Genomic DNA, 22,272 nt, shown 5'->3' with positions numbered 1-22,272 from the left:
TTGCATCAAGGGTGTTGACGGACAATGCGCGTTTTTGCACGGCGGATGGCAGGTAAATGGCGACGGAGCGGGAAGAAGTGCTTTTGGCCCGGGTCGAGGATGCCTTTGGCGTCATCAGCGTCTATGAAGTGGACGACTACCGCTTCCTCGAATTCGGCGATGCCATCGAGCAGAGCTGTGTGTTCACTGCCGACCCCAGCTGGCTGGAGTACGACTATACCCGTGCCATGCTGGTGGGGGCGCTGTGCCACGCTCAGCCCGAGAGTGCGCTGTTTCTCGGCCTGGGCGCCGGGACCCTGACCCAGGCGTGCATGAAGTTCCTGCCGCTTGACGACATCGAAGCCATCGAGCTGCGCCCGGATGTGCCGCGCCTGGCCATGGAGTATCTGGGGCTGGACGACGACCCGCGCTTGTACGTGCGGGTCGGCGATGCCCTGGAGTTGCTGCCGACGGCGGAGAAGGCCGACCTGCTCTTCGTCGACCTGTACACCGACCACGGCCCGGGCGTTGGTCATTTGGCCTGGACCTTCCTGGAGAACTGCCAGAAGCAGCTCAACCCTGGCGGCTGGCTGGTGATCAATCAGTGGGCCGGCGACGACGGCAGACCGCTGGGCGCGGCGCTGTTGCGCGGTTTGTACCATCGCCATTACTGGGAGCTGCCGGTGAAGGAGGGCAATGTGATCCTGCTGGTTCCGGCGGACCTGGAGCAGGTGCTGGACCTGGACGGCGTGCGAGCGCGGGCCGAGGCGCTGGCGCCGCGGTTGGGCTATAGCCTTGAAGCGCTGATCCGTGTAATCCGGCCAGCTAGCTGAAACCGCGTTGCCCTGTTCGCGGGCAAGCCCGCTCCCACAAGGTGGTGCGCAGTCCATGTGGGAGCGGGCTTGCCCGCGAAAAGCACGATTTGGTGGTCCTGAGGGAATCGATTCAGCTGGCGTTTGCTGATGGCCCGATACTGGCTTCGACGTGTAAAAATTTTCCTCACTGCAATCAGTTAATTCGGGTATAGTACGCGCCGGTCTTTTAGCGGACCTCAAAATCAGGTGGTGCAAATCCTCCGAGTCCAGCTTCGGCTGCGCGTCCGCTAGGCGGACTTTCCCAAGTTTTTCTTTTTCAATCGTTTTCGCAAATCCCCGCCGCCAAAGCTGCCTGGGTGACCTTCTGGTCTTTCAAGGCATGTGCAGCTTTGGAGCATGGGTCTTTGCGGATGCACCTAGAGGCAGACCCATGACCCAGGAAACCGGCGGATTCGCCGCTCTCGATCTCAATCCGAATATCGTTGCTGCTGTTCTGGCCACAGGCTACGAAGAGCCGTCCGCTATTCAGCATCAGTCGATCCCGATCATCCTCGCCGGTCACGACATGATCGGCCAGGCGCAGACTGGCACCGGCAAGACCGCTGCCTTCGCCCTGCCGATCCTCAACAAGATCGACGTGAGCAAGCGCGAACCGCAAGCCCTGATCCTGGCGCCAACCCGTGAGTTGGCGCTGCAAGTTGCTACCGCTTTCGAAACCTACGCCAAGCAGATGCCTGGCGTTAACGTGGTGGCTGTCTACGGTGGTGCCCCGATGGGCCCACAGCTGCGTGCCATCCGTAACGGCGCGCAAATCGTCGTCGCTACCCCGGGCCGTCTCTGCGACCACCTGCGTCGCGACGAGAAAGTCCTGTCGACCGTGCAGTATCTGGTACTGGACGAAGCCGACGAAATGCTCAAGCTGGGCTTCATGGACGACCTCGAAGTGATCTTCGATGCCATTCCGGCCAGCCGCCAGACCGTACTGTTCTCCGCAACCCTGCCGTCGTCGATCCGCTCGATCGCCGAACGTCACCTGCGTGAGCCCAAGCACGTCAAGATCCAGAGCAAGACCCAGACCGTTACCGCGATCGACCAGGCCCACCTGATGGTCCACGCCGACCAGAAGATCCCGGCTGTTCTGCGTCTGCTCGAAGTGGAAGAGTTCGACGCGCTGATCGCCTTCGTGCGCACCAAGCAAGCCACCCTGGACCTGGCCGCCGCGCTGGAAGCCAAAGGCTACAAGGCTGCTGCGCTGAACGGCGACATTGCCCAGAACCAGCGTGAGCGCGTCATCGACTCGCTCAAGGATGGCCGCCTGGACATCGTCGTCGCTACCGACGTCGCTGCCCGTGGCCTGGACGTACCGCGCATCACTCACGTGTTCAACGTCGACATGCCGTACGACCCAGAGTCTTACGTACACCGTATCGGCCGTACCGGCCGTGCCGGTCGTGAAGGCCGTGCGCTGCTGCTGGTCACCCCGCGTGAGCGCCGCATGCTGCAGGTCATCGAGCGCGTGACTGGGCAGAAGGTTGCCGAAGCCCGTCTGCCGAACGCTCAAGCCGTGCTGGATGCGCGCATCAAGAAGCTGACCAAGAGCCTGGAGCCGCTGGTTGCCGAAGCTGAGGCCAGCCATGGCGAGCTGTTCGACCGCCTGACCGAAGCCCTGGGTTGCAGCCCGCGTGCCCTGTCTGCAGCCCTGCTGCGCAAGGCCACCAACGGCCAAGCCCTGGACCTGGCAGCCGTAGAGCGCGAGCAGCCGCTGGTACCAGGCGTCGCGCCACGCGGTGACCGCCCAGAGCGTGCCGAGCGCAGCGATCGTGGTGACCGTGGTGACCGCGAGCGTCGCGCGCCACTGCCGCTGGCCGAAGGCCGTGTACGTTGCCGTACTGCCCTGGGTGCCCGTGATGGTATCGCCGCCAAGAACCTGCTGGGGGCGATCCTCAACGAAGGTGGCCTGGCCCGTGATGCAATCGGTCGCATCCAGGTGCGCGACAGCTTCAGCCTGATCGAGCTGCCGGAAGATGGCCTCGAGCGCCTGCTGTCCAAGCTCAAGGACACCCGCGTGGCTGGCAAGCAGCTGAAGCTGCGTCGCTACCGCGAGGATTGATCCTGGCGTAACGAAAAATCCCCGGCTTAGGTCGGGGATTTTTTTTGCCTGTGGGGGCCACTTCGCGGGGCAAGCCCGCTCCCACAATGGCCCAGCAGTGCCAATCATTGTGGGAGCGGGCTTGTCCCGCGAAAGGGCCCTTCAGTCGAACCGATAGATATCCATCCCCAGCGCGCCCAGGGTAAATCCCTGATGCACGATGCCAAACTTACCGCCAGCTCCCAGGGCAAAGAACAGCGGCAAGAAATGCTCATCACTGGGGTGGTTGCGTGCCGCAAAAGGCGCCTGCTGCTGGAAGTCCAGCAATGCAGCCTGGTCGTCTGCCCTCAACATTTCCACCACCCAATCACGAAATGCCAGCGCCCACGGCTTGATCACCTCCGGCCCAGCGTGCCAGTCGAGTTCACCCAGGTTGTGGGTGATACTGCCGGACCCTACCAGCAGAATGTCCTCCTCGCGCAGCGCCGCCAGTGCCTGGCCGACCTTCAACTGCAGCGCCGGCCCCATACGGCTGGGCAGCGAAAGCTGAATCACTGGAATGCTCGCGTCTGGGTACATCAGCGACAGCGGCACCCAGGCGCCGTGGTCGAATGGCCGCTGAGCATCCAGGTGCGTCGGCAGACCGGCAGCGTTGAGTAATTCACTGACCTTTGTGGCCAGCGCTGGGTTGCCCGGTGCCGGGTACTGCACTGCATACAGCGCAGGCGGGAAGCCGTGGAAGTCATGCCAGGTCTGTGGCTGCGCAGCGCTGGTTACCAGTAGCTCGCGGCTTTCCCAGTGCGCTGAGACCACCACGATCGCTTTCGGTCGGGGCAGGATATTGGCCAGCCGGGCCAGTGCCGGCCCGCTGGCGCCGGGCTGTAGGGCGAGCATGGGTGAGCCGTGGGAAATGAACAGGCTGGGCAGCATGATTAGGGTCCGGAGAATTAAGATGTCATCATGTTCAACCCATTACAGATCGAAATCCAAACCAAGTTTTCCCTTTAATCCATCTAAAAATCGGGAGTGATCATGGAACCAGCGTTTTGGCAAAGGCGATGGGCCGATAATCAGATCGGTTTTCACCGTGCAGACGTCAACCCGTTCCTGCTGGCGCATTGGCCAGCGCTGGCGCTGGCTGAAGGCAGCCGCGTGCTGGTGCCGTTGTGTGGCAAGAGCCTGGACATGGCCTGGTTGGCGGCGCGCAACCATCGGGTACTGGGGGTGGAGTTGTCGCGGCGGGCGGTGGAGGATTTTTTTCACGAGCAGGGGCTGCAGGCGCAGGTTTCGCAACAGGGTGCGTTTGAAATTTGGCGCAGTGCAGATATAGAAATCTGGTGTGGTGATTTCTTTGCCTTGCAGGCCCAGGATGTTGCCGATTGTCGGGGGCTGTACGATCGTGCTGCGTTGATCGCCTTGCCTTCAGAGATGCGCGCGCGTTACATGGCGCATTTGGCCAAGGTGCTGCCGTCGGGTTGCCAAGGCCTGCTGTTGACCATGGACTATGACCAGTCCCTGCTGGATGGCCCGCCTTTCGCGGTAGTGGACAGCGAAGTGCGGGAAGGCTACGCACCTGGTGAAGTTAGCGTGCTGGAAGAGCGAGAAGTGATTGAAGAAAGCCCGAAATTCCTTCAGGCGGGCGTTGAGAGTGTGATCGAGCGCGTGTATCGCGTGCGTTTCTAATCGCTGGACGAAAAAAGGGCGACCTCCGGGTCGCCCTTTTTCTACCTGGGCAGATCAGCCGCGACGGCGCAGGGCCTCGATGCGCTCTTCCAGCGGCGGGTGGCTCATCAGCAGGCCGGCCAGGCCGTGCTTGAGGCCGCCATTGATGCCAAAGGCCTTCATGGTGTCGGGCATGTGCACCGGCAGGCCCTGCTCCACACGCAGACGTTGCAGGGCGCCGATCATTGCGGCAGTCCCGGCCAATTGTGCACCCGCTTCGTCGGCGCGGTATTCGCGACGCCGCGAGAACCACATGACGATCATGCTGGCGAGGATACCGAGGATCAGCTCGGCGACGATGGTCGCCACGTAGTAGGCAATGCCCTGACCTTCTTCATTCTTGAAGATAACCTTGTCGACGAAGTTGCCGATGATGCGGGCGAAGAACATCACGAAGGTGTTCACCACGCCCTGCACCAGCGCCAAGGTGACCATGTCACCGTTGGCCACGTGGCCAATCTCGTGGGCCAGCACGGCGCGCACTTCATCGGGCGAGAAGCGCTCCAGCAGGCCCTGGGACACGGCGACCAGTGCGTCGTTGCGGTTCCAGCCGGTGGCAAAGGCGTTGGCCTCGTAGGCCGGGAAAATACCCACCTCGGGCATCTTGATGCCGGCCTCGCGCGACAACTCCTCTACCGTCTGCAGCAGCCATTGTTCATGGCGGGTGCGCGGTTGCGAGATGATCTGGGTGCCGGTGCTCATCTTCGCCATCCACTTGGAGATGAACAGCGAAACGAGGGAGCCGGCAAAGCCGAACACGGCGCAGAATACCAGCAGACTGCTGAGGTTGAGGTCGACCCCGTTGGCGGCCATGAACCCGTTGAAGCCGAACAGGCTCAGGGTAATGCTTGCAACCAGCACCACCGCGAGGTTGGTGGCTACAAACAACAGAATGCGCATCATGGTTGTTACGTTCTCCTGACGGATGAGTGTGTTGCGTATGCGGGGTATATAAGGGGCTGGTCGCTCGGATTCAATCAGGCGACTATTTCAAACTGTGTACGGCGGAGTATGGCAGAGGATCTAGCGGGCGCTGTGAGGTAGAGCATTGCAGGATGTAAGAAACATTCTGCTGGGTGTGTAGGAGGGCGCAATGCGCCCTCCCAGGGCAGTGGCTTACTGCGAATAACCTTTCAGGAAGTTGCCAATGCGCCCGATCGCCTGCTCCAGGTCATCCACCCGTGGCAGGGTCACCACACGGAAGTGGTCCGGCCACGGCCAGTTGAACGCCGTGCCCTGGACAATCAGCAGTTTTTCCGACAGCAGCAGGTCCAGCGCGAATTTCTCGTCGTTGAGGATTGGGCAGACTTTCGGGTCGATCCGCGGGAAAGCGTACAGCGCGCCCATCGGCTTGACGCAGCTGACGCCCGGGATGGCGTTGAGCAATTCATAGGTGCGGTTGCGCTGCTCCAGCAGGCGGCCCGGTGGCAGCACCAGGTCGTTGATGCTCTGGTAGCCGCCCAGGGCGGTCTGGATGGCATGCTGGGCCGGTACGTTGGCGCACAGGCGCATGTTGGCCAGCATGTCGATGCCTTCGATGTAGCTCTGGGCGTGGTGCTTGGGCCCCGAGATGATCAGCCAGCCGGAGCGGAAACCCGCCACCCGATACGACTTGGACAGGCCGTTGAAGGTCAGGCACAGCAGGTCCGGGGCCAGTGAAGCGGTGCTGATGTGCACGGCCTCGTCGTAGAGGATCTTGTCGTAGATCTCGTCGGAGAACACCACCAGGTTGTGCTGGCGCGCCAGCTCCAGCATGCCCAGGAGCAGCTCCCTGGAGTACACGGCGCCGGTGGGGTTGTTCGGGTTGATGATCACCAGGGCCTTGGTGTTCGGGGTGATCTTGGCCTTGATGTCTTCAAGGTCGGGGAACCAGTCGGCCTGCTCGTCGCACAGGTAATGCACCGGCTTGCCGCCGGCCAGGCTCACGGCGGCGGTCCACAGTGGATAGTCGGGGGCCGGGATCAGCACCTCGTCGCCGTTGTTGAGCAGTGCCTGCATCGACATGACGATCAGCTCGGAGACGCCATTACCGAGGTAGATGTCCTCGATGGTGACGCCTTCGATTTCCTTCTGCTGGCAGTACTGCATCACCGCCTTGCGCGCGCTGAACAGGCCTTTGGAGTCGCTGTAGCCCTGGGCGGTCGGCAGATTGCGGATCACATCCTGGAGGATTTCGTCCGGCGCTTCGAAGCCAAACGGCGCCGGGTTGCCGATGTTCAGCTTGAGGATGCGATGGCCTTCCTCTTCCAGGCGTTTGGCGTGCTTGAGCACTGGGCCGCGAATGTCATAGCAGACATTGGCGAGCTTGTTCGATTTGCTGAACTGCATGATGTGATCCCGGTTGAGAATACGCGCTGGCGCCCCCTTCGAAAGGTTCGAAAGGTTTGAAAGGGCAGCAAGCGGGTGCCAGACTTGGAGCCCGTGCACACGAAGCCAACTAATATACGTGCCACCCGCGCTACGGAAAAGACGGCGCGAGGTGAAATTCAGCCTGCCGAGGTCCCCACATGCAAAAGATCGACAAAACCCTGGAAGAATGGCGCGAAATGCTCGACCCGGCGCAGTACCAGGTGTGCCGCCTGAAGGGCACCGAGCGGCCGTTCACCGGCAAGTACAACAGTGAAAAGCGTGCGGGCATCTACAACTGCATCTGCTGCGGCTTGCCGCTGTTCGATTCAGCCACCAAGTTCGATTCCGGCTGTGGTTGGCCGAGCTTCTATGCGCCCCTTGAGGCAAGCGCGATGATCGAGATTCGCGACACTAGCCACGGCATGATCCGCACCGAGGTCACCTGCGCCCAATGTGACGCGCACCTGGGCCACGTATTCCCCGATGGCCCGCCACCCACTGGCCTGCGCTACTGCATCAATTCGGTGTGCCTGGACTTCCAACCGCGTGACGGAGCCTGAGATGGCTGGATCGATGCTGGACATCCCCTGCGTGACCCTGGGCGGCGAGCACAAAGTGCTCGGCGATTTCACCGGCAAGGCACTGCTGGTGGTCAACACCGCCAGCCAGTGTGGCTTCACCCCACAGTACAAGGGCCTGGAGCAACTGTGGCAGCACTACCGCGAGCGCGGCCTGGTGGTGCTGGGTTTTCCCTGCAACCAGTTCGGCAAGCAGGAGCCGGGTGATGCACGCGAGATTGCGCAGTTCTGCGAGCGTAACTTCGGCGTGAGCTTCCCACTGTTTCGCAAGATCGAGGTCAACGGCCCCGGCACCCACCCACTGTTCGTCGAGCTCAAGCAGCGCGCACCGGGCCTGTTGGGTTCGCAGAAGATCAAGTGGAACTTCACCAAGTTCCTGGTCGACCCGGCCAGTGGCAAGGTCGTGCGTTATGCCCCGACCACCAAGCCCCAGGCTCTGGAGGCCGACATCGAGCGCTTGCTCAGCCGCTGAGCGGCACCCAGTGGTCGATCAGTGCCAACAGCTCTTCGCGGCGGAACGGCTTGGCCAGGTAGTCGTTCATGCCCGCCGCCCGGCAGCGCTCGCGCTCTTCGGGCATGGCGTTGGCGGTCAGGGCGACGATCGGCAGCTCAGGCCAGCGGCCACTCTGGCGGATGCGGCGGCTGGCTTCGTAACCGTCCATTACTGGCATGTTGCAGTCCATCAGCACCATGTCGAACGCCTCCTGCTCCAGCCACTCCAGCGCTTCGGCGCCTTGAGTGGCGAGTTGCACCTGGCAACCGAGCTTGGCCAGCATGCCCTTGGCCACCAGCTGGTTCACCGGATTGTCCTCCACCAGCAGAATGCGTGCGCGGCCGTTGGTGGTGGTCAGGCTAGGGGTCGCCAGGGGATGTTCGGGGGCTTGCCCTTGCAGTGTGCGGCGCAACGTCTGGTACAGCGCGTTGCGTGCCAGCGGGCGGGCCAGTTGGTGCAGTGGCGCGAGCAGCGCTGACTGTTCCGTTGGCAGGAAATTGCCGTAGGCCGTCACCAGCAAGATCGGCGCTTTGAGTGCTGGGCGCAGCTGGAACAAGTGGTCGAGATCGTCGGTGATCAGCAGGTCGATCGCACGGCCATCCAGTGCGGCAGCGCTGTCGTGCGCTTGAAATTCCAGCCCCCAGCCGGGCAGCAGGTCCTGCAGCAGCTCGCACAGGCCGCTAGCCGCGTTGCTTACCGCCACGATTCGCCCCTGCAGATGTGCAGGTGGGATGGCCTCGGTGTGGGTGGTCAGCGGCAGTTCTGCGCTGAAGCGGCTGCCGAAACCGGGTTCGGAGCGGATGTGCAGGTGGCCTTGCATGGCTTTGCAGAGGTTGCGCGTCAGGGCCAGGCCCAGGCCGGTGCCGCCATACTGGCGCGTGATGCCGGCGCCTGCCTGGGTAAACGGTTGGAAGATTCGCGCCTGGGCGTCCTCGGGGATACCGATACCGGTATCGCGCACTTCCAGGCGCACGCCGCCGACGATGCGCGTCAGGCGAATGTCAACGCGGCCGAAGCGGGTGAACTTGAGGGCGTTGGACAGCAGGTTGCTGACCACCTGGCGCACTCGGGTCGGGTCGCCCAGCACCGTGCTGGGAAAGTCGCTGGCGATCAGGCAGGTCAGTTCGACGCTTTGCGCGGCGTTCTGTGACAGCAGGTTGGCAGTGTCCTCGACCATCGCGCCCATGTCGAAGGCGATACGTTCGAGCTCAAGTTGCCCGGCGTCGAACTTGGACAGGTCGAGGATATCGTTGAGCAGTTCCACCAGCACTTTGCCTGAGTCGTGGGCGATCGACAGTTGCTGGCGCTGCTCGCTGGCCAGCGGACTGTCCAGGGCCAGTGCGATCATGCCGAGCATGCCGTTGAGCGGGGTGCGGATTTCATGGCTCATGTTGGCCAGGAATGCCGCGCGCGCCTGGGCCATGTCCAGGGCGCGCTGGCGTGCTTCGACCAGTTCCTGGTTGGACTGGCTGAGGCGGCTGTTGCTGGCCTTGAGTTCCTCGGTGCGGGCCGAAACGATGTCTTCCAGCTCGTTGAGGTACTGCGTCAGGCGGTTCTCGGCGGTGCGCCGCTGCTGGATCTCGGTGGCCATGCTGACGAACTGCTGGTTGGCGACCTTGACCAGTACGCCGATTTCATCCAGCTCGTGGCCATGCGGGCACTCCAGGCGTGTCTGCCCCGGCTGGCGCGGGTCACGGCCGCTGAGCGCGCCGATCACGTCGACCAGCGGTTTGGTGAGCATCATGTAGAACAGCGCCAGGAGTATGCCGGTCAGCACCAGGCTACGGGCGAAGCCGTTGAGCAGGGTAACCCCGGCGCGGTCGAGGAAGCGGCTGCCAAAGGCATAGGTATCGACGTCCAGGTACAGCGTGCCGAGGTATTCCTCGGGCATGTGGGTGAGGAACAGGCGCTCCTTGAATTGACGCTGTTCGCCGAACAGGAAGTCGCTCAGTGGCCGATAGCGGTCTTGCAGGGGCGCGCGCTCGACATCAGCCAGCACGGTTTCGTTGTTATCGATCAGCCGTGCTCGGATGATTGCCGGCGACTGCAGCAGGCCGCGGGTCAGCTCCAGCGCCAGTTCCGAGTCGATGTTGTAGGCGATGCGCGAGGCCGGATTGTGGCTGATTTGCAGCAGCGCCTGCACTTCGCGGTTGATGGATGCGTCTTCGCTGGCATAATCGATGCCGATCTGGATGAGACTGAGCAATGTACCCAGGATGAAGCCGACCAGGACTGTCAACCGGGCTTGCTTGTATGACAGGCGATTGGTGAACTTGATATCCATGAGTCCCGAGCCGGTTTCACGTCCCTTGCGCTGCGCAAGCATAGCCGATCAGCCCCGGCTGCTGGCGGGCCTGTCACACATTCAGCGGTAAATCTCACCTGTCCTGCTAGGAGTCGTCATGGACGCTCGCTTGAATGCTTTCCTGGAACGCGCCGAATCCGTGCTGGCGCGTCTCGAACCCTTGTTGCCGGCACCACGCTCGGACATCGACTGGTCGACCACCCTGGCCGCGCGCTGGCAGCGCGATGGCCGCACCGGTTACCTGATGCCGTTGCAGGTCAGCCTGGACATTCGTCTGACCGATCTGATTGGCGTCGACAAGCAGCGTGATCAACTGGGGCGCAACACCCATCAGTTCATCAATGGCCTGCCGGCAAACCATGCCTTGTTGTGGGGCTCGCGTGGCACCGGTAAATCGTCCCTGGTTCGGGCCTTGCTGGCCGAGCACGCCGGTGCCGGGTTGCGCCTGATCGAGATCGAGCGCGATCACCTGGCCGACTTGCCGCGCGTCGTCGAGCAGCTGCAGAAGCTGCCGCAGCGCTTCATCCTGTTCTGCGACGACCTGTCGTTCGAAGCCGGGGAGGGCGATTACCGGGTGCTCAAGAGCGTGCTCGACGGCTCGCTGGAGCAGGCCCCGGACAACGTGCTGCTGTACGCCACGTCCAACCGCCGCCACCTGGTGCCGGAGAAAGAAAGCGACAACGAAAACTGGAAGCGGGTCGATGGCGAGCTGCACCCCAGCGAAGCAGTGGAAGACAAGATTGCCTTGTCCGACCGTTTTGGCCTGTGGCTGTCGTTCTACCCCTTCACCCAGGAGCACTTCCTCAGTGTGGTCGAGCACTGGATCGGCCAGCTGGCGCAACCTGCCGGGCTGACCTGGCAGCGCGACGAAGCACTCGACATCCTCGCCGTGCGCTGGGCCACCGGCCGCGGCAACCGTAATGGCCGTTGTGCCTATCAGTTCGCCCGCTACTGGGTCGGGCTGCAATTGCTGGAGCAAAAGTAAATGATCGACCTCAATGCCAGTGGCGCCGGCCTCGATGGCTATGACCTGCTGGCGGCGCAAGTGCAGGCACTGTTTGCCGACGAGCGTGACTTCATCGCCAATGCCGCGCAGTTCTCGGCGTTCCTGTACCACCAGGTGGACGACCTGAACTGGGCGGGGTTCTACCTCAACCGCAATGAAGAGCTGGTGCTCGGCCCGTTCCAGGGGCAGGTGGCCTGTGTGCGCATTCCGTTCAGCCGCGGCGTATGCGGCGCGGCGGCCGCCACCCGGCAGACCCAACGGGTCGAGGATGTGCACGCGTTCCCCGGGCACATCGCCTGTGACAGCGCGTCCAACAGCGAACTGGTGATCCCGCTGGTAAAGGGGGGCAAGTTGATCGGTGTGCTCGACCTGGACAGCCCGAAGCTGGCGCGCTTCAGTGAGGCGGACCAGCGTGGGCTGGAACGCTTGGTGGCGGTCTTCTTGGAGTTGACTGACTGCTGAAATAAAGAAGGGGCCAGTCATTGGCCCCTTTCTTTTTGCTGATCAGTCGTAGATCACGCGCTTCTTCCAGGTCTCGTCCTCGTCAGTCTTGAGCCCTTCGGTCAGTTCATTCTGATCGTTCTCGGCCGGTTCCATCTGGTCCAGCACCTGTGCATTGGCCCGCGCCAGGAGTTTCTCAAGGTAGGTCAGCTGTTCTTCATACACTTTCGGCTCGGGCTGTTTGCGCAGGTACTGCACGCCACGCTCGAACGCCAGGCGCGCCTGGCCCGGCTGTTCCTGCTGCAGGGCTTGCTGGCCAAGGTTATTGAAGAACTCGATGTGCAGCAGCACCAGCAGGTGGCGAATTTCCTTGACCCAGTACTTGCCTTCGCTGGTTTGCAGGACGTTTTCCTGGGTCGCCTTGACGATCTGGGTGTGCAGTGCCTCAAGCAGGAAACGCACATCCTTGGCCTTGGCCTCGGTTTGGATCGGGCTGGGCGGGTTATTGACCGGGATCCGTTCGCCCTGGGCGATCAACCCTTCGAGTTCTGCGATGCGTGCCTTGAGTTCGGCATTGTTCTTGTCCAGTGCCAATTGCCGCTGGTTGAGGTTGAGCTCCAGACGGGTCAGCAACAGCTTGAGGGCCGGCGTCATGAACTGCCCAGGGAAGGTCTCGGTGATTTCGCCGCAGCGGCGCAAACGGTCGGCCAGCTCGATCTTTAGCCGTGCGCGTTCCAGCTTGCTGTTCTCGACCACGTTGTTGAGGTAGCCAATCACGATCAGTAACGCGATACCCGCCACGATGAGCAGTGTGATCAGAAGTGGTGTCACCGTTAACGCCTCATTGAGTAGGTTTTGTATCAGTGTAGGAGGGGGCGTGCCCGCGAGAGGCCCTCGCAGGCTAATCTCTTTTTATATCGGCAACCTGCTCTATAACTACAATCAGCTCGGATGCTGGCACATCAATACCGAGCTTGCCGAGGTGCTGTCAGAAAATCAACGCCAATGCCAGGGCGCTCATCGGAGAGGCTCGCAAGATGGACCGAAGTCATTGATTTAAATAAATTTCTACAAAGGGGTTGACGACCCTGCGAGGCATCCCTAGAATGCGCGCCACTTGCAGCGTAAAGCACACAGCGAAACGCGGCAGGGAGTGAAAGCAGGCAGTAATGCCAGCAGCGTGTCCCCTTCGTCTAGTGGCCTAGGACACCGCCCTTTCACGGCGGTAACAGGGGTTCGAGTCCCCTAGGGGACGCCATTGCGGGAATAGCTCAGTTGGTAGAGCACGACCTTGCCAAGGTCGGGGTCGCGAGTTCGAGTCTCGTTTCCCGCTCCAGTTTCTCCGGCAACGCTTAACGGCGCGGCAGGAAAAGAAAATCCAGAGTGAATCGTGAGGTTCATATCGGGTGCACTGAAAAGTGTTGTGTGTCCCCTTCGTCTAGTGGCCTAGGACACCGCCCTTTCACGGCGGTAACAGGGGTTCGAGTCCCCTAGGGGACGCCATTTGCGGGAATAGCTCAGTTGGTAGAGCACGACCTTGCCAAGGTCGGGGTCGCGAGTTCGAGTCTCGTTTCCCGCTCCAGTTTAAATACTGTGGCGTTCGCACGGTGCAGTGGTGGTGAAGGTCCTCGTGGCGCTTCACGCCGATTAGCGGTAAAGCTTCAAATGCGGGAATAGCTCAGTTGGTAGAGCACGACCTTGCCAAGGTCGGGGTCGCGAGTTCGAGTCTCGTTTCCCGCTCCAAATCAGAAAACGCCATCTCTTCGGAGGTGGCGTTTTTTTTTGCTCTGAGAAATGAGTCCAGGGCAGAAGCTGCGCATGTTTCAGCGCAACTTCATGGTGCTAAGGCAGGTCAGTGCGTGCTGCCCTGGCGGGGCGTGCTCAGCAGTTGCTTTTCCAGGTGCCAGTCGAACGGCTCGTCATTCTGCTCGGCTTCAAAGCGGCGCTCTTCCAGCTGCTGGTACATGTCCAGTTCTTCATCGGGCATGAAATGCAGGCAGTCACCGGCGAAGAACCACAGCAGGTCACGCGGCACCAGGTGAGCGATCTGTGGGTAGCGCTGAATGACCTGGCAGATCAGGTCCTGGCCCAGGTACTGGCTTTGCAGTGGATCTTGCGGCAGCAGGGTCAGCAGCTCGTCGAAGCGGTCGAGGAACAGAGCGTGGCTTTCCTCCGGTACCTGCTCGGCTTCACCCAGTGCCACCAGGATGGTGCGCAGGTGACTCAGCAGTTGCAGGTGGTATTCCAGGTGGGGGTTGGCCATTGGGCGGGTCCTCGGTGTCGTTGAAACGGGCGCGGAGTATACGCGGGTTGGGGAAGAGGCCGCAAAGCGGCCCCCAGCGTCAGCGAACCTTGCCCGGCTCCGCCAACAACTGCTCCTTGTCGAAGGCATCCACGTCGATCACCGCACGGCGTGCCGTTTCCGCCTCATGCAGCCGTTGGCCTTCACCGGGCTGCAACACGCCGGCCTCGACCGCGGCATCGATTGCCGACTGCCCGGGCACCGGTTGCACCTTGCCCTCCTTGATTGCCTGATGCAGTGCTTTGTGCAACGGCACGGCGTCGTCGAGCAAGTCGCTCGCCCTTTGCAAGGCGGCCACCGGATCGCCTTCGGCCTGCGGCCTGTAGCAGCCGGCAAGCAACTCCTCTAGCGCTGGGTCGCCCTTGCTGCGGCCGATCAGCTCAGCTACCTCGGCATCCAGTTCATCGCTTGGCCCGGTGTGGCGACGGCCAAAGGGGAAAACCAGCACCCGAAGGGCACAGCCGATGAAGCGATTGGGGAAGTTGTCGAGCAGGCGGTCCAGGGCGCTTTCAGCCTGGCCCAGGCTTTCTTCCATGGCCCAGCGCAGTAGCGGCCGCATGTGCTCCGGCGAACCCAGGTCGTGATAGCGCTTGAGCGCGGCAGAGGACAGGTACAGGTAGCTCAGCACATCCCCCAGGCGCGCGCTCAGCCGCTCGCGGCGCTTGAGGGCGCCACCGAGCAGCATCATCGACAGGTCCGCCAGCAGGGCAAAGGCCGCTGCTTGGCGGTTGAGGGCGCGGAAGTAGCCTTGGCTCAGGGCATCACCAGGTACTTTCTCCAGATGGCCGAGCCCCAGGCCGTACGCGAACGTACTGGCGGCATTGCCGGCAGCGAACATGATGTGCTTCATCAGCAGGTCATCGAACTCCTTCAGTGCCTGGTCATGGTCCTCTCGCCCGGCCAGGGCCATTTCCTTGAGCACGAACGGGTGGCAGCGGATCGCGCCCTGGCCAAAGATCATCAGGTTGCGCGAGAGGATGTTGGCGCCCTCGACCGTAATGAAGATCGGCGCCCCTTGCCAGTTGCGCCCCAGGTAGTTGTTCGGGCCCATGATGATGCCCTTGCCGCCATGCACGTCCATGGCGTGCTGGATGCACTCGCGGCCGCGCTCGGTCAGGTGGTACTTGAGGATCGCCGACAGCACCGAAGGCTTTTCTCCCAGGTCCACGGCTTTAGCGGTCAACAGGCGGGCGCTGTCCATCAGCCAGGCGTTACCGCCAATGCGCGCCAACGATTCCTGGATGCCCTCGAAGGCGGCCAGCGGTACGTTGAACTGCTCGCGGATGTTGGCGTACTGGCCGGTGACCAGGCTGGTGTATTTGGCAGCGCCGGTGCCGACGGCGGGCAGGGAAATGGAGCGGCCCACCGACAGGCAGTTCATCAGCATCATCCAGCCCTTGCCGAGCATGGCCTGGCCGCCGATCAGGAAGTCCAGCGGCACGAACACGTCCTTGCCGCTGTTGGGGCCGTTCATGAACGCCGCGCCTAGAGGTAGATGGCGCTTGCCGATTTCCACCCCGGGGGTATCGGTGGGGATCAGCGCCAGGCTGATGCCCAATTCTTCTTCGTCACCCAGCAGATGCTCTGGGTCATAAGCCTTGAAGGCCAGGCCCAGCAGGGTAGCGACCGGACCCAGGGTGATGTAGCGCTTTTCCCAGTTCAGACGCAGGCCGATGACTTCTTCGCCGTTCCACTGGCCTTTGCAGACGACTCCGGTGTCGGGCATCGCCCCGGCGTCGGAGCCGGCCAGCGGCCCGGTCAGGGCGAAGCAGGGGATGTCATCGCCGCGGGCCAGGCGCGGCAGATAGTGGTTGCGTTGTTCGTCGGTGCCGTAGTGCAGCAACAGTTCGGCCGGGCCAAGCGAGTTGGGCACCATCACGGTGGAGGCCAGGTCGCCGCTGCGCGTAGCCAGCTTCATCGCCACCTGCGAGTGGGCGTAGGCGGAGAACCCTTTGCCGCCATATTCCTTGGGGATGATCAGGGCGAAGAAGCCGTGCGACTTGATATGCGCCCAGGCTTTGGGGGGCAGGTCCAGGTCCTGGCCGATCTGCCAGTCGCTGACCATGGCGCACAATTCTTCTGTGGGTCCGTCGATGAAGGCCTGCTCTTCGTCAGTGAGCTTGGGCGCCGGGTAGTCGAGCAGCGTGTGCCAGTCTGGGCGACCGCTGAACAGTTCGCCATCCCACCACACGGTGCCGGCATCAATCGCCTCGCGCTCGGTTTGCGACATCGGCGGCAGCGTGCGCTGGAACCATTTGAACACCGGGCCGGTGAACACTTTGCGCCGCCATTCCGGCAGCGCCACCAGGGCTACCTTGAGCGCCAGCACGACCCAGATCAGGGCCAGCAGCCAGCCGGGGGCGCTGCTGAAAATCCCCATCAGCACCACGTAACCTGCCAGCATGGCCAGTATCTGCAAAGGCGCCAGGCGCCGGTGCGTGAGGTACGCAGCAAGGATCACCAGCACCACCAACCACAACAGCAACATAATCGGTCCTCCTTGGAACCAGGGGCTTGAGCCGTCCCACACAGCGTAGACGCAACGCATTGAACAGCATTGTCAGAACAGTGACATGGTGTGGCGGCAAGAGTTTCAGGCCATTGTTTGCCTGCACCGGCCGCTTCGCGGGGCAAGCCCGCTCCCACAGGCTCACTGTTGTTCTCAGGGTACGAGGAGAACTCGTGGGAGCGGGCTTGCCCCGCGAAGAGGCCGGTACAGACGGCAAAGGTCTGGAGTAGACTGTGCTGCCTATGCATTTCATAAGGACGTTGCCATGCTGAAGATCTGGGGCCGCAAGAATTCGAGCAATGTGCGCAAGGCACTGTGGATCGCCCAAGAACTGGGCCTTGATTTCGAATCCATCGACGCCGGTGGCGCCTTCGGCGTGGTCAACGAGCCGCACTATCGCGCGCGTAATCCTAACGGGTTGGTGCCGATGCTCGAGGATGGTGACCTGACCCTGTGGGAATCCAACGCCATCGTCCGCTACCTCTGCGCAGAGTACGGCCAGGAACAAGGGTGGTACCTCGATGACCCGCGCCAGCGTGCCCTTGCCGACAAATGGATGGACTGGACCACCTCGTCCTTCGCCACCCCATTCCGCCCTTTGTTCTGGGGTTTGCTGCGCACACCTGAAGACCAGCGCGACTGGGTCGCGATCAACGCCGCGCACAAGCAGTGCGCGCAGTTGCTGGCGATCGCCGATGAAACCCTGGCGCAGCAACCGTACCTTTCCGGTGACCAGATCGGCATGGGCGACATCCCATTGGGCAGCTTCGTCTATGCCTGGTTCGAGATGCCCATCGAACGCCCGGCCATGCATCACCTGGAAGCCTGGTATGAGCGCCTCAAGGCGCGCCCGGCCTATCAGGCGGCGGTGATGACCGCACTGACCTGAGCGACGTTCTGGCTATTTTCGAACCCTCGTTAATAGCCACTATCAATACACATGACTGTACTTGTGCGGCCGGGCCTTGCACCATTGGCCGCACTCACTGCGCCAGTGACCTTGCCCTGGCGTGTCCTGCACCTTTTTCTTCGGTAAGTGACCCGCTATGAGTTCTGCCCTGTCCATTCGACAGTTGACCAAGACCTACGGCAACGGCTTCCAGGCCCTTAAAGGCATCGATCTCGATGTTGCCGAAGGCGACTTCTTTGCCTTGCTCGGCCCCAACGGCGCCGGTAAATCCACCACCATCGGCATTCTCTCGACCCTGGTCAACAAGACCAGCGGCACGGTGAATGTGTTCGGCCATGACCTCGACCGCGAACCTTCGGCGCTCAAGCGCTGCCTGGGCGTGGTGCCGCAGGAATTCAATTTCAATCAGTTCGAAAAAACCTTCGACATCGTCGTGACCCAGGCCGGCTATTACGGCATCCCGCCGAAGCTTGCCAAGGAGCGCGCCGAGCAGTACCTGACCCAGCTGGGCTTGTGGGACAAGCGTGACGTGCAGTCGCGCTCGTTGTCCGGCGGCATGAAGCGCCGGCTGATGATTGCCCGAGCGTTGATCCACGAGCCGCGTCTGCTGATTCTCGATGAGCCAACCGCCGGTGTGGACATCGAACTGCGCCGCTCGATGTGGAGTTTCCTCACCGAGCTGAACCAGAAGGGCATCACCATCATTCTCACCACGCACTACCTCGAAGAGGCCGAGCAGCTGTGCCGTAACATCGGCATCATCGACCACGGCACCATCGTCGAGAACACCAGCATGCGCAAGCTGCTGGGCAAGCTGCATGTCGAAACCTTCGTCCTTGACCTCAAGCAGGACCTGCCTGCCGCGCCGGTATTGCAGGGCTATCCTTGCCGGCTGATCACCCCGCACACCCTGGAAGTGCAGGTGGACAAGGACATTGGCATCACCGCGTTGTTCGGCCAACTGGCCCTGCAGAGCATCGAGGTGCAGAGCCTGCGCAACAAGACCAACCGACTTGAGGAGCTGTTCGTGTCTCTGGTGGAAAAGAACCTGTCGAAGGTGGCCGTATGAGTGTGGAACTGCGCACCAACTGGGTCGCCTTGAATACCATCGTCTACCGCGAAGTGCGGCGTTTCTTGCGGATCTGGCCGCAGACCCTGCTACCACCGGCCATCACCATGGTCCTGTACTTCGTCATCTTCGGTAACCTGATCGGCCGGCAGATTGGCGACATGGGTGGCTTCACCTACATGGAGTACATCGTCCCTGGGCTGATCATGATGTCGGTGATCACCAACTCTTATGGCAACGTGGTATCGAGCTTCTTTGGCAGTAAGTTCCAGCGTTCGATCGAGGAACTGATGGTGTCGCCGGTGTCGCCGCACATCATTCTCGTCGGTTATGTGCTGGGTGGCGTGCTGCGTGGCCTGGCGGTGGGTGTGATCGTGACCTTGCTGTCGCTGTTCTTCACCCACCTGCAGGTGCACCACCTGGGCGTGACGGTCATCGTCGTGCTGCTGACCGCGACCATCTTCTCGCTGTTGGGCTTCGTCAATGCCGTGTTCGCACGCAACTTCGACGATATCTCGATCATCCCGACCTTCGTGCTGACGCCACTGACCTACCTGGGAGGGGTGTTCTACTCGATCAACCTGCTGCCGCCGTTCTGGCAGACCGTGTCGCTGGCCAACCCGGTGCTGCACATGGTCAACTCGTTCCGCTACGGCATTCTAGGGGTGTCGGACATCAGCATTGGTACGGCGATCACCTTCATGCTGGTCGCCACGGCCGTCCTCTACACGCTGTGCGTTCGCCTGCTGGTCAGCGGTCGCGGCATGCGTGCCTGAAACCTTTGCTGAACATTTGAGCTTGCGCCGGCGCCATTGCCGGCCAATCCACCAGCGCCAGTACAGCAGGGTGGTGAAGTAGGCGACGATGCCCAGCACAACCCCGCACACCACCGAGCCCAGCAAAAAGGGTTGCCAGACGGTCGACAGCTGGTCGGTGATCCATTCGAACGTAAGGTTCTCGGGTAGCGTGCGGGCCGGTGTCTGCAGCAGCCAGGCGCCGGTCATGTAAGTGACGAAGAACACCGGTGGCATGGTCAGCGGGTTGGTCAGCCAAACCAGGCTGACGGCGATCGGCAGGTTGCCGCGCACCGGGATCGCCAGCGCTGCCGCCAGCAGCATCTGCATGGGGATGGGAATCAGCGCCGCGAACAGGCCCACGCCCATGGCCCGTGCCACCGAATGGCGGTTGAGGTGCCAGAGGTTCGGGTCATGCAGCAACTTGCCGAAAAAGCGCAGCGACTTGTGTTCCCGAATGCTGGTCGGGTCCGGCATGTAGCGTTTGAAAAGGCGGCGCGGCATGTAGGCTCCCGGAGCGTTGATCGAGGCAGTATGCCTTGATTCCATCGCGGTCTTGTTCAGAGTTTGTGACAATTGTTGAGCGAGCTTGGTCGGCTTTTCAGCTATGCCTCAGTAAGCGATTGTGCTTCTGGAGCTCTACCTCATGCGCACAGGGATGTTTGCGCTCGCGCTCGGGCTGTTGTGCCTGGGCCTTTTACCGCTGGTGCCATCGGTCGGATGGCTGTTGTTGCTGCTTGCCGGCGGTCTGGCTTGCCTGTTCACGCGCCTGTGGCCGGTGGGCTGCTTCGTGCTGGGGCTGTGCTGGGCCTGCTGGTCGGCGCAACAGGCCCTGGATGATCGCCTGTTACCTGACCTGGAAGGCCGCACCCTGTGGTTGGAGGGCAGGGTGGTCGGGTTGCCGACCGGCACCGGGCAGGGCGTGCGTTTCGAGCTGGGGCAGCCCCAGTCACGCCGCGCCGAGTTGCCGCAACGTTTATTGTTGAACTGGTTCGATGGCCCACCGCTCCGGGCTGGCGAGCGTTGGCGCCTGGCAGTCACTCTGCAGCGTCCAGCCGGATTGCTGAACCCGCACGGGCCGGACCGTGAGGCGCAGCTGTTGGCGCGGCGGATCGGCGCGACCGGCACGGTCAAGGCGGGCCATGTGCTGGAGGCTGATACCCCGGGTTGGCGGGACACGCTGCGCCAGCGTCTGCTAGCTGTCGATGCCAACGGCCAGGAGGCAGCACTGGTGGCCTTGGTACTCGGCGATGGCGCCGGTCTGGCGCGGGACAGCTGGCAGGTGCTGCAGGCGACCGGCACGGTGCACTTGCTGGTGATCTCGGGACAGCACATTGGCCTGGTCGCCGGCTTTTTCTACGCCTTGGTCGCAGGGCTGGCGCGCTGGGGGCTGTGGCCCCGAAGGTTGCCGTGGCTGCCATGGGCGTGCGGCCTGGCCCTGACGGCGGCATTGGCCTACGGCTGGCTGGCCGGTGCCGGCATCCCCGTGCAGCGCGCCTGCCTGATGTTGGCGGTGGTGCTGGCCTGGCGACTACGCTTTCGTCATCTGGGCGCATTCTTGCCATTGCTCATCGCACTCAATGGGGTGCTGATCGTGGAGCCCCTGGCGCCGTTGCTTCCAGGCTTCTGGCTGTCGTTCGCGGCAGTGGCGATTCTTGTCTATTGCTTCAGCGCCCGGCTCGGCAGATGGCGACCCTGGCAAGCGTGGAGCCGCGCCCAGTGGGTGATAGCCATTGGCTTGTTGCCGGTGCTGCTGGCCACTGGTTTGCCTGTCAGCCTGAGTGCGCCGGTGGCTAACCTGCTGGCCGTACCCTGGATCAGCCTTATGGTACTGCCGCTGGCCTTGCTCGGTACCCTGCTGTCGCCGGTACCCGGCGTGGGCGAGGCGTTGTTGTGGCTGGCGGGAAGTTCGCTGGATCTCCTGTTTCAGTTGCTGGCCTGGATCGCCGACTGGCGGCCAGCGTGGGTGCCGCCCGCGCTGCCGGGCTGGGCCTGGCTGCTGGTCTGTCTCGGCGCGTTGCTGGTGCTGTTGCCTGCCGGTGTGCCATTGCGGGCGCTGGGTGGGATCATGCTATTTGCCTTGTGGGTGTCCGGTGAGCCGGTTACGCAAGGTCAGGTCGAAGTCTGGCAGCTGGATGTCGGTCAAGGCTTGGCTGTATTGCTGCGCACCCCCAATCACAGCCTGCTGTACGACGCCGGCCCAGCGCGGGGCGAGAGCGACCTGGGCGAACGCGTGGTTTTGCCGACGCTGCGCAGGCTGGGCGTTCGGCAGTTGGATGTGATGCTGATCAGCCATGCCCATGCCGATCATGCGGGTGGGGCGCTTGCCGTTTTTCACGGCTTGCCGGTCGCTCGGGTGCTCAGCGGTGAGGCGCAGGAGATGCCGGCGGACCTGGACGCCCAGCCTTGTCCAAGTGGTGAAAGCTGGGAATGGGAGGGCGTGCGCTTCTCGCTCTGGCACTGGGCACAAGGGCAGGGCAGTAACGATCGCTCCTGTGTATTAATGGTCGAGGCCAATGGCGAGCGGCTGCTGCTGGCCGGGGACATTGAGGCGGGCGCCGAGCTGGCTTGGCTGTCGGCGAACGACGCACCCGCCGTCGACTGGCTGCAGGCGCCTCATCACGGCAGTCGCACTTCGTCGACCGAGGCCTTCATCCGTGCCACGGAGCCACGTGGGGTGTTGGTTTCGCGTGGGCGCAACAATGGGTTTGGCCATCCGCATGCGCAGGTCATCGAGCGTTATCGGCGCCATGGCCTGGCGATCCATGATACGGCGGTGCAGGGGGCGTTGCGGCTGGTATTGGGCAGCCACGGCGAGGCCCAAGGGCTGCGGGCGCAGCGGCGATTCTGGCGCAGCCAGGCGAATTCCCTGACCTTCGGCAGATGAGGCCTGAGCGCGTGTATGGTAGAG

Annotated in this window: 19 protein-coding genes and 5 tRNA genes; 16 read left to right on the top strand and 8 right to left on the bottom strand. The window is 62.4% G+C overall.

Annotated features, from left to right (window positions below; all coding sequences use genetic code 11):
* The first annotated feature begins 56 nt into the window (after window positions 1–56).
* Window positions 57–812 carry a spermidine synthase gene (locus ACZ6YA_RS08255; protein ID WP_465896615.1) on the top strand — a complete coding sequence of 252 codons (756 nt, stop codon included), beginning with the start codon at window positions 57–59 and terminating at the stop codon, window positions 810–812.
* Between the two features lie 412 nt (window positions 813–1,224).
* Window positions 1,225–2,904: a DEAD/DEAH box helicase gene (locus ACZ6YA_RS08250; RefSeq protein WP_465896614.1), complete on the top strand. Its 1,680-nt coding sequence runs from the start codon at window positions 1,225–1,227 to the stop codon at window positions 2,902–2,904.
* Between the two features lie 141 nt (window positions 2,905–3,045).
* Here the strand turns inward: ACZ6YA_RS08250 and ACZ6YA_RS08245 are convergent, their stop codons facing one another.
* Window positions 3,046–3,813, bottom strand: coding sequence for a DODA-type extradiol aromatic ring-opening family dioxygenase (locus ACZ6YA_RS08245; protein ID WP_465896613.1), 768 nt, complete (start codon window positions 3,811–3,813; stop codon window positions 3,046–3,048).
* Between the two features lie 102 nt (window positions 3,814–3,915).
* Between ACZ6YA_RS08245 and ACZ6YA_RS08240 the strand changes: the two genes are divergently transcribed.
* Window positions 3,916–4,566, top strand: a complete 651-nt coding sequence (locus ACZ6YA_RS08240) for a thiopurine S-methyltransferase (protein WP_465896612.1) — start codon at window positions 3,916–3,918, stop codon at window positions 4,564–4,566.
* 54 nt (window positions 4,567–4,620) lie between these two features.
* Here the strand turns inward: ACZ6YA_RS08240 and htpX are convergent, their stop codons facing one another.
* A complete protein-coding gene (gene htpX / locus ACZ6YA_RS08235; protein WP_400658974.1) occupies window positions 4,621–5,508 on the bottom strand; it encodes a protease HtpX in 888 nt (295 codons plus the stop codon).
* Between the two features lie 213 nt (window positions 5,509–5,721).
* Window positions 5,722–6,933 carry a pyridoxal phosphate-dependent aminotransferase gene (locus tag ACZ6YA_RS08230; protein WP_465896611.1) on the bottom strand — a complete coding sequence of 404 codons (1,212 nt, stop codon included), beginning with the start codon at window positions 6,931–6,933 and terminating at the stop codon, window positions 5,722–5,724.
* Window positions 6,934–7,112: 179 nt separating this feature from the next.
* On the opposite strand from ACZ6YA_RS08230, the gene msrB reads away from it, so the two are divergent.
* Entirely contained in the window at window positions 7,113–7,514 is a 402-nt protein-coding gene (gene msrB, locus ACZ6YA_RS08225; RefSeq protein ID WP_465896610.1) for a peptide-methionine (R)-S-oxide reductase MsrB, read from the top strand.
* 1 nt (window position 7,515) lies between these two features.
* Complete coding sequence (locus ACZ6YA_RS08220) at window positions 7,516–8,004, top strand: glutathione peroxidase (protein WP_465896609.1); 489 nt, start codon at window positions 7,516–7,518, stop codon at window positions 8,002–8,004.
* Here ACZ6YA_RS08220 and ACZ6YA_RS08215 read toward each other — a convergent pair.
* Entirely contained in the window at window positions 7,994–10,351 is a 2,358-nt protein-coding gene (locus ACZ6YA_RS08215) for a hybrid sensor histidine kinase/response regulator (protein ID WP_465896608.1), read from the bottom strand. The genes ACZ6YA_RS08220 and ACZ6YA_RS08215 overlap by 11 nt on opposite strands.
* 76 nt (window positions 10,352–10,427) lie before the next feature.
* On the opposite strand from ACZ6YA_RS08215, the gene ACZ6YA_RS08210 reads away from it, so the two are divergent.
* Both ACZ6YA_RS08210 and ACZ6YA_RS08205 read left to right on the top strand, forming a co-directional pair.
* Window positions 10,428–11,315 (top strand): ATP-binding protein, encoded by an 888-nt coding sequence (locus tag ACZ6YA_RS08210; RefSeq protein WP_465896607.1) that lies wholly within the window; start codon window positions 10,428–10,430, stop codon window positions 11,313–11,315.
* Complete coding sequence (locus ACZ6YA_RS08205) at window positions 11,316–11,798, top strand: GAF domain-containing protein (RefSeq protein WP_465896606.1); 483 nt, start codon at window positions 11,316–11,318, stop codon at window positions 11,796–11,798.
* 42 nt (window positions 11,799–11,840) lie between these two features.
* Here ACZ6YA_RS08205 and ACZ6YA_RS08200 read toward each other — a convergent pair whose 3' ends face one another.
* A complete protein-coding gene (locus ACZ6YA_RS08200; RefSeq protein ID WP_465896605.1) occupies window positions 11,841–12,608 on the bottom strand; it encodes a hypothetical protein in 768 nt (255 codons plus the stop codon).
* 351 nt (window positions 12,609–12,959) lie between these two features.
* Between ACZ6YA_RS08200 and ACZ6YA_RS08195 the strand changes: the two genes are divergently transcribed.
* The 5 genes from ACZ6YA_RS08195 to ACZ6YA_RS08175 all read left to right on the top strand — a co-directional run bounded on the left by ACZ6YA_RS08195 (window position 12,960) and on the right by ACZ6YA_RS08175 (window position 13,520).
* Window positions 12,960–13,035 (top strand) — tRNA-Glu (locus tag ACZ6YA_RS08195).
* A 2-nt stretch (window positions 13,036–13,037) separates the two neighbouring features.
* A tRNA-Gly gene (locus tag ACZ6YA_RS08190) sits at window positions 13,038–13,113 on the top strand.
* Between the two features lie 91 nt (window positions 13,114–13,204).
* Window positions 13,205–13,280, top strand: a tRNA-Glu gene (locus tag ACZ6YA_RS08185).
* A gap of 3 nt (window positions 13,281–13,283) precedes the next feature.
* A tRNA-Gly gene (locus tag ACZ6YA_RS08180) sits at window positions 13,284–13,359 on the top strand.
* Between the two features lie 85 nt (window positions 13,360–13,444).
* Window positions 13,445–13,520, top strand: a tRNA-Gly gene (locus ACZ6YA_RS08175).
* Between the two features lie 109 nt (window positions 13,521–13,629).
* On the opposite strand, the gene ACZ6YA_RS08170 is transcribed toward ACZ6YA_RS08175, so the two are convergent.
* Together ACZ6YA_RS08170 and ACZ6YA_RS08165 are read right to left on the bottom strand one after the other, a co-directional pair.
* On the bottom strand, window positions 13,630–14,040 hold the full coding sequence (locus tag ACZ6YA_RS08170) for a PA2817 family protein (RefSeq protein ID WP_465896604.1): 411 nt from the start codon (window positions 14,038–14,040) through the stop codon (window positions 13,630–13,632).
* Window positions 14,041–14,119: 79 nt separating this feature from the next.
* Window positions 14,120–16,567, bottom strand: a complete 2,448-nt coding sequence (locus ACZ6YA_RS08165; protein ID WP_465896603.1) for an acyl-CoA dehydrogenase — start codon at window positions 16,565–16,567, stop codon at window positions 14,120–14,122.
* Between the two features lie 286 nt (window positions 16,568–16,853).
* Here ACZ6YA_RS08165 and ACZ6YA_RS08160 point away from each other — a divergent pair, with 286 nt between their 5' ends.
* The 3 genes from ACZ6YA_RS08160 (at window position 16,854) to ACZ6YA_RS08150 (ending at window position 19,343) form a co-directional block, all read left to right on the top strand.
* Entirely contained in the window at window positions 16,854–17,477 is a 624-nt protein-coding gene (locus ACZ6YA_RS08160; protein ID WP_465896602.1) for a glutathione S-transferase, read from the top strand.
* A 157-nt stretch (window positions 17,478–17,634) separates the two neighbouring features.
* Window positions 17,635–18,567 (top strand): ABC transporter ATP-binding protein, encoded by a 933-nt coding sequence (locus ACZ6YA_RS08155; protein ID WP_465896601.1) that lies wholly within the window; start codon window positions 17,635–17,637, stop codon window positions 18,565–18,567.
* Complete coding sequence (locus tag ACZ6YA_RS08150) at window positions 18,564–19,343, top strand: ABC transporter permease (protein WP_403133066.1); 780 nt, start codon at window positions 18,564–18,566, stop codon at window positions 19,341–19,343. The genes ACZ6YA_RS08155 and ACZ6YA_RS08150 overlap by 4 nt, the downstream gene beginning before the upstream one ends.
* On the opposite strand, the gene ACZ6YA_RS08145 is transcribed toward ACZ6YA_RS08150, so the two are convergent.
* Window positions 19,227–19,865 (bottom strand): DUF2062 domain-containing protein, encoded by a 639-nt coding sequence (locus ACZ6YA_RS08145; protein WP_465896600.1) that lies wholly within the window; start codon window positions 19,863–19,865, stop codon window positions 19,227–19,229. The two genes, ACZ6YA_RS08150 and ACZ6YA_RS08145, sit on opposite strands and share 117 nt — an antisense overlap.
* A gap of 142 nt (window positions 19,866–20,007) precedes the next feature.
* Between ACZ6YA_RS08145 and ACZ6YA_RS08140 the strand changes: the two genes are divergently transcribed.
* Window positions 20,008–22,248, top strand: coding sequence for a DNA internalization-related competence protein ComEC/Rec2 (locus ACZ6YA_RS08140; RefSeq protein WP_465896599.1), 2,241 nt, complete (start codon window positions 20,008–20,010; stop codon window positions 22,246–22,248).
* Window positions 22,249–22,272: the final 24 nt, after the last annotated feature.

It is taken from the genome of Pseudomonas sp. NPDC090752 (assembly GCF_055584805.1).
The sequence above is the reverse complement of the archived record's forward strand: the minus strand, read 5'-3'. Positions and strand labels throughout refer to the sequence as shown.

What these genes read in the sequence shown, in the direction of transcription:
- ACZ6YA_RS08255 (WP_465896615.1), top strand. Translation starts at nt 57, where the DNA reads ATGGCGACGGAGCGGGAAGAAGTGCTTTTGGCCCGGGTCGAGGATGCC.
- ACZ6YA_RS08250 (WP_465896614.1), top strand. Translation starts at nt 1,225, where the DNA reads ATGACCCAGGAAACCGGCGGATTCGCCGCTCTCGATCTCAATCCGAAT.
- ACZ6YA_RS08245 (WP_465896613.1), bottom strand. Translation starts at nt 3,813, where the DNA reads ATGCTGCCCAGCCTGTTCATTTCCCACGGCTCACCCATGCTCGCCCTA.
- ACZ6YA_RS08240 (WP_465896612.1), top strand. Translation starts at nt 3,916, where the DNA reads ATGGAACCAGCGTTTTGGCAAAGGCGATGGGCCGATAATCAGATCGGT.
- htpX (WP_400658974.1), bottom strand. Translation starts at nt 5,508, where the DNA reads ATGATGCGCATTCTGTTGTTTGTAGCCACCAACCTCGCGGTGGTGCTG.
- ACZ6YA_RS08230 (WP_465896611.1), bottom strand. Translation starts at nt 6,933, where the DNA reads ATGCAGTTCAGCAAATCGAACAAGCTCGCCAATGTCTGCTATGACATT.
- msrB (WP_465896610.1), top strand. Translation starts at nt 7,113, where the DNA reads ATGCAAAAGATCGACAAAACCCTGGAAGAATGGCGCGAAATGCTCGAC.
- ACZ6YA_RS08220 (WP_465896609.1), top strand. Translation starts at nt 7,516, where the DNA reads ATGGCTGGATCGATGCTGGACATCCCCTGCGTGACCCTGGGCGGCGAG.
- ACZ6YA_RS08215 (WP_465896608.1), bottom strand. Translation starts at nt 10,351, where the DNA reads ATGCTTGCGCAGCGCAAGGGACGTGAAACCGGCTCGGGACTCATGGAT.
- ACZ6YA_RS08210 (WP_465896607.1), top strand. Translation starts at nt 10,428, where the DNA reads ATGGACGCTCGCTTGAATGCTTTCCTGGAACGCGCCGAATCCGTGCTG.
- ACZ6YA_RS08205 (WP_465896606.1), top strand. Translation starts at nt 11,316, where the DNA reads ATGATCGACCTCAATGCCAGTGGCGCCGGCCTCGATGGCTATGACCTG.
- ACZ6YA_RS08170 (WP_465896604.1), bottom strand. Translation starts at nt 14,040, where the DNA reads ATGGCCAACCCCCACCTGGAATACCACCTGCAACTGCTGAGTCACCTG.
- ACZ6YA_RS08165 (WP_465896603.1), bottom strand. Translation starts at nt 16,567, where the DNA reads ATGTTGCTGTTGTGGTTGGTGGTGCTGGTGATCCTTGCTGCGTACCTC.
- ACZ6YA_RS08160 (WP_465896602.1), top strand. Translation starts at nt 16,854, where the DNA reads ATGCTGAAGATCTGGGGCCGCAAGAATTCGAGCAATGTGCGCAAGGCA.
- ACZ6YA_RS08155 (WP_465896601.1), top strand. Translation starts at nt 17,635, where the DNA reads ATGAGTTCTGCCCTGTCCATTCGACAGTTGACCAAGACCTACGGCAAC.
- ACZ6YA_RS08150 (WP_403133066.1), top strand. Translation starts at nt 18,564, where the DNA reads ATGAGTGTGGAACTGCGCACCAACTGGGTCGCCTTGAATACCATCGTC.
- ACZ6YA_RS08145 (WP_465896600.1), bottom strand. Translation starts at nt 19,865, where the DNA reads ATGCCGCGCCGCCTTTTCAAACGCTACATGCCGGACCCGACCAGCATT.
- ACZ6YA_RS08140 (WP_465896599.1), top strand. Translation starts at nt 20,008, where the DNA reads ATGCGCACAGGGATGTTTGCGCTCGCGCTCGGGCTGTTGTGCCTGGGC.